Raw genomic sequence first — 16548 nt, 5'->3', positions numbered from 1 at the left:
CCGGTGGTCCCCGCCCCGGCCAGGGCGGGGACCACCGCACCGTCCCCCACCTGTCGCGGCACGACGGGCGTACCCCTGCACCCGTCACCGGGCAACGCACCCCACACCACCCCCGAAAGAGGTGTAGCCACCGATGTCCAGAAACGGCCCTACCCGAGGCACCCCGCGAACCGGCTCGCCCGGTTCCGCCCACCCGACCGGTCGAGGACGTCGCCAGCGACTGCTCGCCGGCGCGCTCGCCGGACTGCTCCTCGCCGCCGTTCCCGCCGTCACCCCCGCGACCGCGGCACCGGCAGCCACGCCCGCCTCCGCCCCGGCGGGCTCCGCCCGCGCGGCCCTGCTCGCCGGACTCTCCGCGACCATGACCGCCAGCAGCTACAACCAGAACTACGTGGCGAGCAACGCCAACGACGGCAACGCCTCGACCTACTGGGAGAGCGCCAACAACGCGTTCCCCCAGTGGATCCAGGCCGACCTGGGTGCCACGATCGGCGTGGACCGGGTGGTGCTCAAGCTGCCGCCGTCGTCGGACTGGCAGACGCGTACGCAGACGCTCTCGGTTCTGGGCTCCACCAACGGCTCGTCCTTCAGCACCCTGAAGTCGTCGGCCGACTACACCTTCAACCCGAGCAGCGGCAACACCATGACCGTCAGCTTCACCGCCGCCAGCACCCGCTACGTACGGGTGCAGGTCACCGGCAACACCGGCTGGCCGGCGGCGCAGCTCTCCGAGGTCGAGGTGTACGGCTCCAGCGGCAGCACCGACACCCAGGCTCCCAGCGCTCCCGGCAACCTGGCCTACACCCAGCCGGCCAGCGGGCAGATCCGCCTCACCTGGTCGGCGTCGAGCGACAACGTCGGGGTCACCGGCTACGACGTCTACGCCAACGGCGCGCTGCGCGGCAGCGTCGGCGGCTCGACGCTGACGTACACCGACAGCCAGGCGGACAGCGCCACGGTCTCGTACTACGTGCGGGCCAAGGACGCGGCCGGCAACCAGTCGTCGAACAGCAACACGGTCACCCGCACCGGCACCGGCAACCCGCCCACCGGGAGCAACCTGGCGGTCGGCAAGCCGATCACCGCCTCCGGATACGTGCACACGTTCGTGGCGACCAACGCCAACGACAACAACGTGGCCACCTACTGGGAGGGCAACGGCAACCCGAGCACGCTGACCGTGCAGCTCGGCGCGAACGCCAGCCTCAGCTCGGTCGTGCTGAAGCTCAACCCGGACTCGGCGTGGGGTACGCGTACCCAGAACATCACCGTCCTCGGCCGGGACCAGGGCTCGTCGAGCTTCACCACCCTGGTCGGCGCGACGAACTACACCTTCAACCCGGGCAGCGGCAACACGGTGACCATCCCGGTCAGCGGCGCGGCGGCCGACGTACGCCTCTCGATCGCCTCGAACAGCGGCGCTCCGGCCGGCCAGGTGGCCGAGTTCCAGGTCTTCGGCACCCCCGCGCCGAACCCGGACCTCACCGTCACCGGCATGTCGTTCAGCCCGTCCGCGCCCGTCGAGACCAGCACCATCACGCTCTCGGCGACCGTGCGGAACGCCGGTTCGGCAGCCTCCGCCGCGACCAACGTCAACTTCTACCTGGGCTCCACCCGGGTCGGCACCGCGTCGGTCGGTGCCCTCGCGGCCGGCGCGTCGACCACTGTCAGCGCCAGCATCGGCACCCGCGACGCGGGCAGCTACCCGCTCAGCGCGAAGGTCGACGAGTCCAACACCGTCGTCGAGCAGGACGACACCAACAACAGCTACTCCAACCCCAGCCCGCTGGTGGTGAGCCCGGTCGCCACGAGTGACCTGGTCGCCTCCTCGGTCGCCTGGTCGCCGGGGAACCCGTCGGCCGGCAACACCGTCACGTTCTCCGTGTCGATCCGCAACGCCGGCAGCGTCGCGTCCGCGTCCGGGTCCCACGGCATCACGCTCACCGTCCTCAACGAGTCCGGCACGGTCGTCCGTACCCTGACCGGCTCGTACTCCGGTGTCATCAACGCCGGGGCGACGGTCGGCCCGGTCAACCTGGGCACCTGGACGGCCGCGAACGGCAAGTACACGGTCCGGGTCGTGCTCGCCGCCGACGCCAACGAACTGCCGGTCAAGCAGACCAACAACACCTCCGACCGTCCGCTCTTCGTCGGGCGTGGCGCCAACATGCCGTACGACATGTACGAGGCCGAGGACGGCGCGGTCGGCGGCGGCGCGGCAGTCGTGGGCCCGAACCGGACCGTCGGCGACCTGGCCGGTGAGGCGTCCGGTCGGCGTGCGGTGACCCTGAACTCGACCGGTGCCTACGTCGAGTTCACCACCCGGGCCAGCACCAACACGCTCGTCACCCGCTTCTCCATCCCGGACGCGGCCGGCGGCGGGGGCATCAACTCGACGCTGAACGTCTACGTCAACGGCACGTTCCACAAGGCCATCGACCTGACGTCCCGCTACGCCTGGCTGTACGGCAACGAGACCAGCCCGGGCAACTCGCCGAGCGCGGGCGGACCGCGGCACATCTACGACGAAGCCAACGTCATGCTCAACTCGACAGTGCCGGCCGGCAGCAAGATCCGCCTGCAGAAGGACGCGGCCAACACGACCACCTACGCGATCGACTTCATCAACACCGAGCAGGTCTCGCCGATCGCCAACCCGGACTCGGCGCGCTACGCCACTCCGACCGGTTTCACCCACCAGGACGTGCAGAACGCCCTGGACCGGGTCCGGATGGACACCACCGGCAACCTGATCGGTGTCTACCTGCCGGCCGGCAACTACTCCACCTCGTCGAAGTTCCAGGTGTACGGCAAGGCGGTCCAGGTGACCGGTGCCGGCCCCTGGTACACCCGGTTCAACGCGCCGTCCGGCCAGGAGAACACCGACATCGGCTTCCGGGCCGAGAACTCGGCGGCCGGCTCGTCGTTCAAGAACTTCGCGTACTTCGGCAACTACACCTCGCGGATCGACGGCCCGGGCAAGGTGTTCGACTTTTCCAACGTGTCGAACATCGTGATCGACAACATCTGGGCCGAGCACCAGGTCTGCCTCTACTGGGGTGCCAACACCGACTACATGACGATCAGGAACTCGCGGATCCGCAACCTGTTCGCCGACGGCGTCAACATGACCAACGGCAGCACCAACAACCTGGTCAGCAACAACGACGCCCGGGCCACCGGTGACGACAGCTTCGCGCTGTTCTCGGCGATCGACGCGGGCGGCGCCGACATGAAGGACAACATCTACGAGAACCTGACGTCGACCCTGACCTGGCGGGCCGCCGGGGTGGCCGTCTACGGCGGCTACGGCAACACGTTCCGCAACATCTACATCGCGGACACGCTCGTCTACTCCGGTATCACCATCAGCTCGCTCGACTTCGGCTACCCGATGAACGGCTTCGGCGCGAGCCCGCCGACCCGCTTCGAGAACATCTCGATCGTGCGGGCCGGTGGACACTTCTGGGGCGGACAGACCTTCCCGGCGATCTGGGTGTTCTCCGCCTCGAAGGTGTTCCAGGGCATCCGCGTCAGCGACGTCGACATCGTCGACCCGACCTACAGCGGCATCATGTTCCAGACCAACTACGTCGGTGGGCAGCCGCAGAACCCGATCACCGACACGGTCTTCACCAACATCTCCATCAGCGGCGCCCGCAAGAGCGGTGACGCCTACGACGCCAAGTCCGGCTTCGGCATCTGGGCCAACCCCATGCCGGAATCCGGGCAGGGTCCTGCCGTCGGGTCGGTCACCTTCACCAACCTGCGGCTGAGCAACAACGCCGTGGACATCCAGAACCCGACCACGACCTTCACCATCAACCGCAACTGACTCACCCGGTAGCCGACGCCGTCGGGGGGTCCCACCCTCCCGGCGGCGTCGTGCCGTGCCGGCCCTCGCCCGCGGCGAACCGGGCCGCGCCGGCCGCCGCGTCGGTGGCCAGCGAATCCATGCCGTACGCGAACTCGGTCGCGAACGCCTCCGCCGCTGGCCGCCCCGCGCCGACCAGCACGGAGGCCCGGTCGTTGCGCAGGCAGGTCTGCGGGTGCCGGGCGATCGCCGCCGCCAGTTCCTCGGCCGCCGCCCGCGCCTGGCCCGGCGGCACCACCCGGTTGACCAACCCCATGGCGTACGCCTCGTCGGCCGGTACCGCCCGCCCGGTGAGGATCAGGTCCATCGCGCGGCTCTCCCCGATCAACCGGGGCAGCCGGACCGTCCCGCCGTCGATGAGCGGTACTCCCCAGCGACGACAGAACACCCCGAGTGTGGCGTCGGATTCGGCGACCCGCAGGTCACACCAGAGGGCCAACTCCAGGCCACCGGCCACCGCGTACCCGGAGATCGCCGCGATGACCGGCTTGCTCAGCACCATCCGGGTCGGACCCATCGGGCCGTCCCCCTCCGGCTCGACGCGGTTGCCGCGCGGCGTGCCGATCGCCTTGAGGTCGGCACCGGAGCAGAACGTGCCACCGGCACCCCAGAGCACAGCCACCGCCGCGTCCGGGTCCGCGTCGAAGGCGCGAAAGGCGTCCGCCAGCGCCCGAGCGGTGGCCCCGTCCACAGCGTTCCGAGCCCCGGGACGATCCACGATCACAGTGCTGACGGCCCCGACCCGCTCCACGCGCACACCCATCCCGCCAGCATGCCCGCCGGGCTCGCCCCCCACAATCCTCGTCGATCTTGCAGTTCCGGTTGCCGGTCTGCGGCCTTTGCCCCGGTTCCTGTCAACAGAAAGTGCAAGATCGGCGCGAAAGGGGGACGCGGCAGGTTTGTCGCCGGTGGTCGGTTTGTGACGGCGATCGCCGGGAAGTCGGTACTCGTGCGAGAGCTATTGACGAAGGTTGAACAGGACTCCCGACTGGACCGCGCCGGTGACCGGTTGCAGAAGGTGGTCCTGGGGACGCTGCGACCGCGCCGGCTGCGGGACCTGCTGCACGGCGTGACGCTGGGCCACCCGCTGCACCCGGCCATGGTGCAGGTGCCGGTCGGGGCGTGGATCAGCGCCGCCGTGCTGGACCTGATGCCGGGGCAGCGCCGGCCGGCCACCGTGCTGGTCGGCCTGGGGACGGTCAGCGCGCTGCCGGCGGCGGTTGCCGGGTTGAACGACTGGGCGGCGCTCTCCCGGGACCAGCGCCGGGTCGGCCTCGTGCACGCCGCCGCGAACACCGTCGGTGTCGGGCTCTACGCCGGATCGCTGGCGGCGCGGCTCTCCGGGCGGAGCGGTGTCGGTAAGGCGCTCGGGTTCCTCGGCCTCTCCGCCGTCAGCCTCGGCGCGTACATCGGTGGACACCTGGCGTACAAGCAGGGCGCCCAGGTCAACCAGAGCGTGTCCGAGCTGCACCGGATGAGCGACGGGTGGCACTCGCTGGTCGACATGGCCAGCCTGCCGCAGCGCACGTTGATCACCCGCGAGGTGGACGACGACATCTCGGTGATCCTCTACCGCCACGGTGAGGAGGTCACCGTGATGCTGGAGCGCTGCCCGCACCAGAGCGGCCCGTTGGGCGAGGGCGAGGTCCAGGAGATCGACGGCCACGCCTGCGTGGTCTGTCCCTGGCACGGCAGCGCCTTCCGGCTCAACGGCGGTGAGGTCATGCAGGGGCCCTCCGGCAACGACCAGCAGATCCTGCCCACCCGCGTCCAGGACGGCGTCCTGCAGACCCGCCTGCCCTGACTCGCTCCGCCGAGCGCGACCGGACGCCGTCGGCTGGGGTGACCTCCACCGGACGCCGTCCGGCTGGTGTCGCTCTCCAGACCACTCGCCGCCGCGTGCCGTCATCCGCCGTCACTCGCCGCCGCGCGCCGCCGCGCGCCGCCGCGCGCCGCCACTCGCCGCCTCGTGCCGCCTCGTGCCGCCTCGTGCCGGCGCGCGACCGGTCAGCTCCGTCGGTGCCGCCCGCTCGACGGCTCATCCGGCACGGCATCCCAGCCGGGTCCGCCGGCGGGCAGTCCGCGCTGGTCACGACCCGTCCAGTCCTGCTCACCGGTCCAGCCCGGTTCGGCACTCGCGGCCGGGCCTCCGGTCGGCGGCGCTGTGCTCTCGGTGGCGGCGGCCGCACGGCTGGCAGCCCAGGCGGCACCGCTGCTCCGACCGCTGCGGGAGTTGCCGCCACTGCGACCGCTCTGGGAGCTGCCGCCGCTCCGAGCGCCGCGGGGGCTGCCGCCACTGCGATCCGCGCCGCGCCGGGGTGCGCGGGCAGCCGCGACCAACCGGGGGGTGGCACCGGCGGTGGCGGGGCGGCGGCGCAGCCCGAGAACCGCGCCGATCTGTGCGCCCACGATGCTCGCGACGGCCAGCACGGCGGACACCGCGAGCGGTCGGTTCACCCGGTCGGTGGTTCCGGCCCGAGCCGCGCCGACGGTCATCGAGGGCACCTGACCTGTCGACTCCGTACCGCCGGGGGGTGCCGGCGCGGTCTGCTCCGGCGCGGTCTGCTCGGGTGCCGGTCGCTGAGCCGGTGGCTTGGGCGCGGCGGGCCGGCCGACGAGTTTGCCGGTGGCGTGCGGGTGAGCGCCCTGGTCGGCGGCCTCTGCCGGCAGCCGGAGCAGTTGGCCGGGACGAATCCGATCCGGGTCGTCCAGCCGGTTCAGCTTGGCGAGCTGTCGATAGTCGTCGAACTCGTCGAGGTACCGCTCGGCCACCTCGCCGAGATAGTCGCCGCGCGCCACGCGATACACCGGCGCCGCCTGCTCACCAGCGCTCGGGCTGCCGGGCGCGACCAGGCCGAGCGGCCCACTCCCGGCCAGCCCGAGCGGCCCGCCTTCGGGCAGTCGGGCGGCGCTCGTCGACGTGCTCGACTGGGCGTACGCCGGACCGGTGTAGATCGCCGCGGCGCTGGCGGCGGCCGGGCTGGCCGCGAGGACCAGGGCGACCGAACCGACCAGCGCGGCGGCGGCCTTCTGCTGGCGGCTCATTCCGGGCAGCTTGGGCGCGGGCCGGCGCAGGATCTGCGCGACCAACTCGACGAGGACCGAGAAGGTGAACGTGGCCCAGCCGAACCAACCGGCGAGCGCCAGGGCCCGCAGGAAGAGTTGCCCGTCGTCCCGGCTGGTCAGGACGGTTCCCACCTCGGCGAGAGTGGGCAGATGGTCGGGCAGGGGATTGCCGGCGAAGGCGAGCAACGCGATCGGCGCACCCGCCACCAGAGCGCAGAGCACGACGAGCGCGCCGAGGCCGGTGAGGACGCGTCCCGTCCGCCGTACGACGGACCGACCCGATGCGGACATGGCTGCCTTCCTTCCTATGGGGCCGGGGCTGGGCCTGTGGTGATGGCCCGCGCGGTCGCCTCACCGGTGACGGTGACCTGGTCGGCCAGGCCGAACAGGCCGAGCATCGAGCGGCGGTAGGTGATCGTCAGGCGTACCCGGACGACGGTCTCCCCGGCGATTCGCGGGAAGCTCACGGTGTGGCTGGTGGTACCGGCGGCGGAGAGGTAGTCGGCGACCGCGACGCGGGCCTGCGGCTGGTCGATCCGCGTCGGCCCGCCCTCGATCGCGGTGGCGCGGTCGATGGCCTGCCCGCCCGCGCGGGCCGCCTCTGCCGCCAGGTTGTCGGCGTGCTGCAGCGTGCGGAGCTGGCCCGCGCCGTCGAACGAGAGCCCCACGATGGCCAGTACGCCGACCATCGCCACGGCCAGGAAGATGCTGACCCGGCCGTGGTCGCCGGAGAGCGTACGGACGTTCATCGTCGACTCCGGTAGCGGTCCAGTGGGGAGGTGAAGCTGGCCTCGATGCGGTTCTCGCTGGGCATCCCGGGTACGGCGTTGAGTCGCAGATCCCGGAAGGACACCCGGCACGCGACAGTGACGGTGACCGTCGCGTTCTGGCCGAGCGCGCTGCCGTAGGCCTCGTCGAAGCTGGTGGTCTCCCGGCCGACCGAGCCGCTGAACGTCAGGGTCGGAGTGTCGGTGCAACTGAGTCCTCGCCAGTCCAACTGCTGCTGAGCCGCGTTACGCGCATCCCTGCGGGCCTCGGCCGCAGTGCGGGAGATCGAGGCGGCGCGGGCCGCATCGTGCGCGGCGGCGTCGATGGTCTCTGCCGCCACGGCGCTGCGTCCGGCCACGCCGGCCAGCACCATCAACGCGATGAACGCGGGCGCGAGCACCGCGACCTCGATGGAGACCGAGCCCCGCTCGGCGGCCCGGATCACGGCGCTGTCACCCGCTCCACCGGCCCGTGCGCGGTCTGCCGGATCGCGAAGCGCACGCCGGGTACGACCGACAGGGACCGACCGGTCACCGTGCAGGTCACGTCGACCTCGCTTGTCACACAGTTCGGACCGCCGCCGGCGTCCCAGCTCAGCAGCCAATCGCCGGTGGTGGCCAGGAACCGGCGGGCGCTGGTCACCCCGGCGCCGTCGGACGCGTTGTAGCGCCGTTGCGCGTTGACCCCGCTCTGGGCGGCGTTCAACGCCGTGGAGCGGGCCAGGAAGACGGCAGCGATCTGGAGTGAGGCGAACAGGAGCACCAGGATCAGCGGCATCACCACGGCCAGCTCCACCGGGTTGGCACCCCGCTCCCGATCGCCGGCCACGAGGCGACGCCGGGCGGCGGGAACCGCTCGGCGCCACCTCGGGAAAGCGGCTCGGTGCATGCCGGTTACTGCGGGTTCGCGGGTGCCTGGATGGCGTTCATCCAGCCTCTGGCCCGGGCGAGGGCCAGGCCCGTGACGACGGTCGCCACGAAGACGAGACCCATGATGATCACGGCGGTCGGTACCGGGCTGTCGCCGCGCTCGCCGTCGCGACGGAGTTCGGCGAGGCGCGTCGTCAGCACGACGTGCAGGTAGGTGAGGATGGGCATGGCGTACTCCTTCTCTCGGGGGGCGATTCAGATGCGGACCACGAACGGGTAGACGACGAAGCCGAGCAGCACGAAGACGAGCAACGCGCCCGGAATGTCGAGCTTGCTGGTAACGCCCTCGGCGCGGGCCAGGCCGTCGGTGCGGATCTGGTCGCGCAGCGAGTCCGCCCGGCTGCGCAGGGTCTCGTGCACCTGTGCGCCCTCGCTGCCCGAGGAGCGCATGATCGCGCCGACATCGCCCAGCTCCGGAATGCCGATCTTGTCGGCGAGGTCGCGCAGCTCGTCCCAGGGCGCGTGCATCTGCATCTGGGCGATCCGCAGCGACTCCTGGAGGCGGTCGAACACCCAGCCGTCACAGACCGCGGCGGCCCGCTCCAGCGACTGCACCGGCCCGTGCGCCGCCGAGAGCTGCAACGCCACCAGATCCAGGTACGTGCACACGGCCTGACGGAACTCGTCGCGGGCGGCGTTCGCCTTGGTCAGCACCGACTGGTGTGCCAGCAGCCCGGCGATCAACGCCAGGCCGAGGCTGCCGAGCACCGGTACGGCCAGTGGCAGCGAGATGCCGAGGACGAACAGCGCCATCACGAGCAGGGTCGGCGCGGCCAGGCCGATCAGGGCGGACAGCAGCACCGACAGCGCGTACTGCTCGGAGGTCTGACCGATCAGGGCGAGCTGCCGGTGCGGCGGTCGCAGCCAGCGGGACAGCCCGGTCAGCCAGTCCAACCGGCGGGAGGCGGGAGCAGCCACCCGCCCGGTGCCCGGCGGTTGGTGCAGGCGGCGCAGTGCCGGCCCGAGCGCGGGAGTGGCCGGCACCAACTCGCGGATCACCAGGAACAGGCCCAACCCGATCGCCGCTCCACCGGACACGGCGATGCCGAGGAGCCAGTTGACGATCACCGCGAGCCTCCTGCGGACGCGGTGCCACTCACGCTCACGCGATGACCTCCTGGGGGTCGGGCGCCGGTAGGAACCGGGCCGGCCGCTGCGGCTGACTCATCGAGCGGACCCAGGCCAGCAGGCCGATGAAGGCGGCGCCCAGCGCGGCCATCACGACCTGACCGACCGGTGTCCCGTACGGCTTGATGTACTCGCTGTTGACCAGCCCGTACGCCAGTGTCGCCAGCGTCATCCCGGTGAGGAAGCGGACCGCGAAGCGGGGCTGGGTGCGCTTGGCCTCGATCTCCCGACGGGTCGCCACCTCGGCGGACGCCGCACCGGCGATGGACCCGAGTACGTCTCCGAGCCGTTCGCCCCGGTCGGTGAGGTGCAGGATCAGCGCCGCCACCACCTGGTCGCAGACCGGGTCGCCGATCTCGTCGGCGAACGCCAGCAGCGCGGAGCGGGCCAGCCAGCCGGCCTGCAACCGGGCGGCGAGCACTCGTACCTCGTCCTCGATCCCGGGCGGCACGCTGCCGATCGTGCTGATGATTGCCTGTTGGAGGCCCTGGCCGGTACCGGAGACGTCCTTCAGTCGCCGGGTCCACTCGCCGACGGCCTCGATCCGGGCGATCGCCCGCTGCTCGGCCTTACCGACCGCGAACAGCCACGGCGTGCCGGGCACCGCCACCGCCACGAGCAGGCCCACCACCGGCAGCCCGGTGAGCAGGAACGCCAACGCGCCGGCGACCACCGCCGCGAGCAGCAACGCCTGGTAGGACCGCCGCTCGGCGGGCGTGGCGCCGGAGCCGCGCCAGAGGCGGCTGAGGCCAGGCCCCGCCCCCGGAGCTGGGCCGGCGGGTCGACGGGTACCCACCAGTGCGACAACCGCCAGCAGGAGCCCTGCCACGCAGGCGGCCCCGGAGACCACCGCGATCAACTCCAGGCTGTTCCCCATCAGGTCACCGCCGGGCCAGTCGGGTCTGCCGGGGTCGCCGCCAGGCGCCGGTGCCCGCCTCGATCCACCGGGTCAGCAGTCGGACGTCGTACCCCACGCGGAGCAACTGGTCGCGGACCCGTTCGGGCAGGTGTCGGGGGACCGCGCGGCCGTCCGGACCGGGGCCGAAGACGGTGGTGGTGGTGATCCGTCCGGCCTCGCCGGCTCCGATCACCTCCTCCACGTGCGAGACGAACCGGTGCTTGCGCCCGCCGATCGCGCTCTCGTCCTCGACGGTGACGTAGACGATCAGGTCGAGGGCATTGCCGGCCATCCGGCGCGCCTGGTCGACGGTCATCTCGCGGCCGTGGGCCAGCGCCAGCTCGACGATCCGCTCGCCCACCCCGGCGGCCGTACGGGCGTGGATCGTGCACATCGACCCCCGGCTGGTGGTCATCGCCTGGAGCATCGGCACGATCTCGCGGGACCGCACCTCGCCCACGATGATCCGCAGGACGCCCATCCGCAGCGACAGCGGGATCAGGTCGGCGATCGTCACCTCGCCCGCCGGACGGCCGTCGAAGCCGCGCTCGCCGTGCCCCTCCCGGGCCTCGAAGCTCATCACCGCCCGGTGCCGCTCCCGACGGCGGGCCGGCAGCAGTTCCCGGCTCTCCTCCAGCAGCACGTACGGCTCGTCGGGCGGGATCTCGTTCATCAACGCGCGGATGATCGTGGTCTTACCGGCGCCGGCCAGCCCGGCGACCATGATGTTCAACCCGGCGCGCATCGCCGCACGCAGGAAGTCGCGCAGCAACGGGTCGATCATCTCGTCCAGGTCGCCCCGGCTACCGGCCACGTCGTCGAGGCTCACGTCCAGGGTGTTGTGCTTGCGGATCACCGCGTACGGGCGGTGGCTGACCAGGAACACCGCGGCCAGCCGACTGCCGTCGGGAAGTTGCAGGTCGAGGGTTGGCTTCACCGTAGACAGTGACCGTTCGGTCGCGCCGGCCCGTCGCGCCGCCGCCTGAAGGATCTCCACCAGCTCCGCGTCACTGTCGGCGATCGGCTCACCCCAGTCCACCCCGCCGCCGTGCCGGGTGATCCGCACCTGGTCACAGCCGAGGATGTGCACCTCCTCGATGGTGTCGTCGACCAGGAGGGTCTGTAGCCGGCCGAGCCCGACCAGCTCGGCGGTCACCTGGTCGAGCAGCAGGCGCTCCTCACCGGCGGCCATCGGTGTGCCGGCCCGGCGGACCGCGTCGGCGTACTCGGCGACCACCTGGACGGCCAGCCGAGCCCGCTCGGTGTCCTCCTCGTCGACGGTGAACTCGCGGCCGCGCTGCCACAGGGTGAGGCGTTCGGTGAGTTCCCGGCGCAGCTCCCGGACCACCTGGAAGTCCATCCGGGGCCGGGGCGCCGCGTCGGGTGGCGGCGTGGCCGAGGGGGCCGGCTGCGGCATCGGCGTCGCGTGGTGGTGCCGGCCGTTCGTCGGGGTCAGCGGCGGCGCGGTGGACGTCGCACCGGGCGGCTGCTGCCGCGGGTCGGCGGAGACGGGTTCAAACCGCATCCGGCACCCCCTGCTGCACCGGCCAGGCCAGTCGTGCCCGCCGGCGTTCCAGCAGCGCCCCGATCGGCACCTCCAGCGCAGTCGCCGCGCGCAGCAGCGGCCGTCCGGCCCGTACGGTCCCGCCGAGGGCGAGCACCCCTGCGGTACGCGGGTCGTGCGGCAGCCGGGCGATCACCGGCAGCTTCAGCCCGCGACTGATCTCGGCGCGCCCGTGTCCGTCGCCGACCAGCAGCAGCCGCAGGGTGCCCGGCGGCACCCGGTGTTCGGCAAAGTCCCGCTCGATCGCGGTGACCACCGCCCGCGTCCCGGACAGGTCGGGCAGTTGGGCCCGGGTCACCAGCAGCACCACCGAGGCGGCCCGCAGCAGTGGCCACGGTGGACCGGTGACGTGCAGTCGGCCGCAGTCGACAAGCACGTCGTAGCCGGGGGTGCCCTGGTCCAGGGCGTTGAAGTAGTCGGCGAAGCGTTGCCAGAGCGGGGTGACGCTGCCGGCCTGCGTCGGATCGACCAGGCCGGGCAGCAGCAGCCGTTCCCGGCGCGGCGCGTCCAGGTCGACCAGTTGGGACCAGAACGCCGTCTCCAGGTTGCCGTCGCGCAGCTCGCCGACGGCCAACTCCCCGATGCCGCGCGGGCCGTCCAACTGACCGCCCAGATATCCGGCGAGGATCGATCCGCCGGCCGGGTCGCACTCGGCGAGGACCAGCCGGCGATGCCACGTCAGCGCGCAGGCCAGCGCAGAGGTGGTCACGCCAGGTGACCCCTTCGCGGATACCAACGCGATGATCGCCATGCTCAGGCCGCCTCGGTCAGCACGACGGCGATCCGCTCCTGGGCGGCCAGCGCCACCACGGCGGGTACGTCCCGGACGAGGAGCGCCAGGTACAGCACCTTCTCGTCGTTCGTCGAGGTGACCATGTCGATGACGGTGGCGGCGAACCGGGTGCCCGGCGCGGCTGCCGCCCCGGTGGCGTTGTCGTCCGGAGTGCTGACCAGCAACACCTTGTCACCGGGGTGCAGCTGGCGAGCCGGCACCTGGGCGGTCTTCAGACCGAGCGCGATCTGCTGCTGCCCGGGGCCGAGCAGCGGGTCGTCGGTGACCTGCCCGAGGGTGAGCAGGGTGCCCGGCACCAGCGCCACGGCGGCGCGCTTACCGACCACCTCGTCCAGCCGTCCGGCGGGCACCGGGCGCAGCCCCTGGCCGCCGGCGACCTGCACGGTGATCAGGTCGGCCGCGCTGATCTCCCGTCCCACCTCCACCGGTCGGGCCACCGCGAGGTAGCTACCGGTGGCCCGGACCGAGGTGACCGCGAACGCGGCTCCCAGCCCACCGAGGGCGATCAGGAGGACGGCGAGACCCAGCAGTCCGGGGCGGACGCGGCGCTGCCGGACCACCTTCGGCGGGCTGACCGGCGCGTCCACCGGCCCGGTCGCGTTACGCGTCGCCACACTCACCGTTCGATCTCCATTCGTGACTGTGGGGCTCGCAGAACCGGCGCGTTCACCTGGTCACCACCTGGAGCTCCCTGATCTGGACCGGCACGGTGCCGCTGGTCCGGGTCTGCGCGATCGGGTCGCCCTCGACGCCGTTGTCGGTCCACCAGCGGACCGTCCAGTACGTGGTGGCACCCACCCGGTAGGTGCCGGCCTTCGGGTAGCCCCGGTCGTAACCGCAGTCCGGTGAGGTGCGGCCGGCGCGCCTGCCCTTCGGGTCGTACGGCGTGCCGGGCTTGGTGCAGGTGACCGTGTCGCCGTTGCCCATGCTCCAGACGATCCGGTCGACCTTGGCCTCGATCGAGACGGTCAGTCCACGGTCGCTCGCGGAGGCGTTCAGGGGGCCGAAGTAGCTGGCGCTCGGGGTGGCCCACATCCAGACCGGCAGCCCGACGAGGCCGGGGCCGATGTCCTTGCGGGGAGCGACCTTGAGTCGCGCCGGCAGCAGCTTGATCGACGCGAGGGCCCGACGGGCCAGCTCCTCCGGGTCCGGCGGTGTGCCGAAGCCGGCTGGCGGTCCGTCGAGCAGCACGTTGACCTGCGTGCCGACAGCGCCGCCGTTGCAGGTCTGCACGTACCACTGCTGGCCCTCGGGTGCCGACGGCTGGGGCACGGCGAGCTTGTAGTAGCAGCCGTCGCCGTTGTTGAACCAGCCCAGCAGGTCGTCGTAGCAGGGGATCGTCCGGCCGCCCCACTGGCAGACACCGCCACCGCCACCGCCACCGGAGTTGCCGCCGCCGTTGTCTCCACCACCGCCGGGGTCGCCCGGGTGGCCAGGCTCGTCGTCCCAGACATTGCAGTCCGGCTGGCCGGGCGGGCACTCCACACCCGGGCCGGCGCGCCGTGCGGCGGCGGCCGGCAGGGTCCCGCCGACCATCAGCAGCATCGCCAGGCCGACGCCCGCGAGGACCCGCCGGGTCAGCACGGCTGGTCCTGGTGCGCGGAACCGGAGCTGATCAGCCACCGGCCGTCCGGATAGCGGGTGGCGGTGGCAGTGGCCAGGTGCCTGCCGCCACCGCTGCCCGGGACCATCTTTTGGTCCTTGGTGTAGACCAGCCGGTATCCGGTCGCGTCCAGGCAGTCCTGGATCTCCACGGTGGCCGGGTCGGAGTCGAGGTCGACGGACGTCACGGTGGGATCGGATCTCAATGTCCCGGTACGCATCGCGCCGTGCTCCTTAGCGTCGCGAATGGACAATTGCACCCGAGTCAACAGTGGATCCGCGAGAAATCTGGACAGTTCCGGCGCGTGCGGATCGCTGCGCCGACTCGCCGTGCGCGAGGCCGTGAGATATCCGGAGTACGCCTCGAGCGCCGCCTTTTCCGCCGCGGCGCGTTCGGCGCCCGTATCCGTCCGTGCTCCGTCGCCCTGCCCCGATGCCGGTCGTTCGACCGCTTCCTGCTCGCTGCCGCAGGCGGTCACCGTCACTGCCGCCACGATCGCCAGCAGGCAGGTTGCCGCTCGTCCGAGCTGCCGTCCGCGCACCGCCGAACCCTCCTCGTGATCGCCCGACGTGGCGACGAGACGCCGTTGTCGAGCATGCGGAAGCGCGCCCGGATCAGTACATCCGACCGTTCATTTCGCTTCTGCATTCACCGTTGCGGATCTTCTACAAATGCAAGGTCCCGTGTTCTCCGGTCGTCGAGGTGAGGCTTGCGTCACACCCAAGGGGCGAGCATAAGCTCACGATCGCCGATGCAACAGAGGCAATTCAACCGAACACTCTGCGTGATGATGGGTGGTGGTGGCAGGTGTCCGAGCCGCACTCCGGACGGCGACCGATCGAGGGGTCGCCGACGGTCTGGCAATGTCGGCCCGGGTCGGTCCGTCGTGACCCCTGCGCCCCTTGCGGGAGTGGGACATCCCGCCCGTGTGCCGGCCTTCGACCCGCACCTCGGGTCACGCCTCGGCGCGTGCCGTTGGTTCTCACCAGAGGCGGGAGCCGCCGGTGGCAGACGTCCCTTTCCGCGCCATCCGCTACACCCGAGCGAACGTTCAGTCACGATCCGTGTTCACCTTTCGGGGCGGCTGCCGGACGTTCGGCGGGGTCGACGTGGCGCTGACGGCTGAACCACCCGGCCAACCGTCCGCGTCGGCCGACTCTGCGGGCACCGAGCTGGAGCCGGTCACGGGTACCCGTTGGCTCCGGCTCGCGTCCGTGCTGGCATCCCTGCTCGTCACCCCGCTGCTGCGGCTGGCCGTCGTGCGTCACGCCGTACCCTCGAACGCTCCCAGCCGGACCGGCTGCGACGCCTGCGGGGCCGTGGTCAGCCTGACCAGGCCGTGGCCCGCGCTCGGCCCGGCGGGCCGGTGCGGCCGGTGTCACGCCCGGGTCGGGCCGCCGCCGGGCGCGATCGAGGTTGCCGCGCTCGCCGCCGTGGCGCTGCTCGTGCTCGCGGGCCCGCCACTCGGAGCGCTGCCGGCTCTGGTGTGGTGGCTGGGCTGGACCCTGCCGGCGGTGGTCGTCGATCTGGCCGTGCACCGGCTACCCGACCGACTCACCCTGCCCGCGGCTGCCGGGACGTGGCTGCTGCTCGGCGCGGCGGCGCTCACCGACGCCGGCGTGGGCTCCTGGGCGCGAGCTGTCACCGCCGGCGCGGGGTTGGCGCTGTTCTTCGCCGCCAGCACTCTGCTGCTCGGTCGTCGGGGCTTCGGGCTGGGCGACGCCAAGTTGGCGCTCAGCGTGGGCGCGCTGCTCGGCTGGTACGGCTGGCCCGTCCTCGTGCTCGGGCTGCTGCTCACGTTCGGGCTGTCCGCGCTGGTGAGCCTGGGGCTGCTGGCAACACGGCGAGTCCGATGGACCACCCACCTCCCGTTCGGACCGTTCCTGCTCCTCGGCACGGCGGGCGCGCTCCTGGCCACCTGAACT

General features: G+C 71.9%; 15 protein-coding genes and 1 pseudogene. 3 read left to right on the top strand and 13 right to left on the bottom strand.

Annotated elements, in window-relative coordinates:
• Positions 1–133: 133 nt before the first annotated feature.
• Complete coding sequence (locus tag ABZU91_RS27740; protein WP_355246483.1) at positions 134–3835, top strand: discoidin domain-containing protein; 3702 nt, start codon at positions 134–136, stop codon at positions 3833–3835.
• Position 3836: 1 nt separating this feature from the next.
• On the opposite strand, the gene ABZU91_RS27735 is transcribed toward ABZU91_RS27740, so the two are convergent.
• Complete coding sequence (locus ABZU91_RS27735) at positions 3837–4637, bottom strand: crotonase/enoyl-CoA hydratase family protein (RefSeq protein ID WP_355246481.1); 801 nt, start codon at positions 4635–4637, stop codon at positions 3837–3839.
• A 186-nt stretch (positions 4638–4823) separates the two neighbouring features.
• On the opposite strand from ABZU91_RS27735, the gene ABZU91_RS27730 reads away from it, so the two are divergent.
• Complete coding sequence (locus tag ABZU91_RS27730) at positions 4824–5678, top strand: DUF2231 domain-containing protein (RefSeq protein WP_355246478.1); 855 nt, start codon at positions 4824–4826, stop codon at positions 5676–5678.
• A 554-nt stretch (positions 5679–6232) separates the two neighbouring features.
• Here the strand turns inward: ABZU91_RS27730 and ABZU91_RS27725 are convergent.
• The 12 genes and pseudogenes from ABZU91_RS27725 to ABZU91_RS27670 form a co-directional block, all read right to left on the bottom strand.
• Positions 6233–7231: pseudogene (locus ABZU91_RS27725) on the bottom strand (LysM peptidoglycan-binding domain-containing protein); the annotation flags it as partial.
• A 14-nt stretch (positions 7232–7245) separates the two neighbouring features.
• Positions 7246–7689: a hypothetical protein gene (locus ABZU91_RS27720; protein WP_355246475.1), complete on the bottom strand. Its 444-nt coding sequence runs from the start codon at positions 7687–7689 to the stop codon at positions 7246–7248.
• On the bottom strand, positions 7686–8153 hold the full coding sequence (locus ABZU91_RS27715) for a TadE/TadG family type IV pilus assembly protein (protein WP_355246472.1): 468 nt from the start codon (positions 8151–8153) through the stop codon (positions 7686–7688). Before ABZU91_RS27715 ends, ABZU91_RS27720 begins: the two co-directional genes overlap by 4 nt.
• The gene (locus ABZU91_RS27710) at positions 8150–8596 is read right to left on the bottom strand and encodes a TadE family protein (protein WP_355246469.1); all 447 of its coding nucleotides are present in this window, start codon (positions 8594–8596) and stop codon (positions 8150–8152) included. The genes ABZU91_RS27715 and ABZU91_RS27710 overlap by 4 nt, the downstream gene beginning before the upstream one ends.
• A 5-nt stretch (positions 8597–8601) precedes the next feature.
• Positions 8602–8805: a hypothetical protein gene (locus ABZU91_RS27705; protein ID WP_355246466.1), complete on the bottom strand. Its 204-nt coding sequence runs from the start codon at positions 8803–8805 to the stop codon at positions 8602–8604.
• A 27-nt stretch (positions 8806–8832) separates the two neighbouring features.
• Positions 8833–9702 (bottom strand): type II secretion system F family protein, encoded by an 870-nt coding sequence (locus ABZU91_RS27700; protein ID WP_355246584.1) that lies wholly within the window; start codon positions 9700–9702, stop codon positions 8833–8835.
• Positions 9703–9739: 37 nt separating this feature from the next.
• Complete coding sequence (locus ABZU91_RS27695) at positions 9740–10642, bottom strand: type II secretion system F family protein (protein ID WP_355246463.1); 903 nt, start codon at positions 10640–10642, stop codon at positions 9740–9742.
• Positions 10643–10646: 4 nt separating this feature from the next.
• Positions 10647–12188 carry a CpaF/VirB11 family protein gene (locus ABZU91_RS27690; protein ID WP_355246460.1) on the bottom strand — a complete coding sequence of 514 codons (1542 nt, stop codon included), beginning with the start codon at positions 12186–12188 and terminating at the stop codon, positions 10647–10649.
• On the bottom strand, positions 12178–12978 hold the full coding sequence (locus ABZU91_RS27685) for a ParA family protein (RefSeq protein ID WP_355246457.1): 801 nt from the start codon (positions 12976–12978) through the stop codon (positions 12178–12180). Before ABZU91_RS27685 ends, ABZU91_RS27690 begins: the two co-directional genes overlap by 11 nt.
• A 2-nt stretch (positions 12979–12980) precedes the next feature.
• Positions 12981–13640 (bottom strand): SAF domain-containing protein, encoded by a 660-nt coding sequence (locus ABZU91_RS27680; RefSeq protein WP_355246454.1) that lies wholly within the window; start codon positions 13638–13640, stop codon positions 12981–12983.
• A 46-nt stretch (positions 13641–13686) separates the two neighbouring features.
• Complete coding sequence (locus ABZU91_RS27675; protein WP_355246581.1) at positions 13687–14565, bottom strand: hypothetical protein; 879 nt, start codon at positions 14563–14565, stop codon at positions 13687–13689.
• 32 nt (positions 14566–14597) lie between these two features.
• On the bottom strand, positions 14598–15164 hold the full coding sequence (locus tag ABZU91_RS27670; protein ID WP_355246451.1) for a hypothetical protein: 567 nt from the start codon (positions 15162–15164) through the stop codon (positions 14598–14600).
• 631 nt (positions 15165–15795) lie between these two features.
• Here ABZU91_RS27670 and ABZU91_RS27665 point away from each other — a divergent pair.
• Positions 15796–16545: an A24 family peptidase gene (locus ABZU91_RS27665; RefSeq protein WP_355246579.1), complete on the top strand. Its 750-nt coding sequence runs from the start codon at positions 15796–15798 to the stop codon at positions 16543–16545.
• Positions 16546–16548 lie beyond the last annotated feature (3 nt).

Source organism: Micromonospora sp. NPDC005174 (genome assembly GCF_040608495.1).
Classification (GTDB): Bacteria; Actinomycetota; Actinomycetes; order Mycobacteriales; family Micromonosporaceae; genus Micromonospora.
The sequence above is the reverse complement of the archived record's forward strand: the minus strand, read 5'-3'. Positions and strand labels throughout refer to the sequence as shown.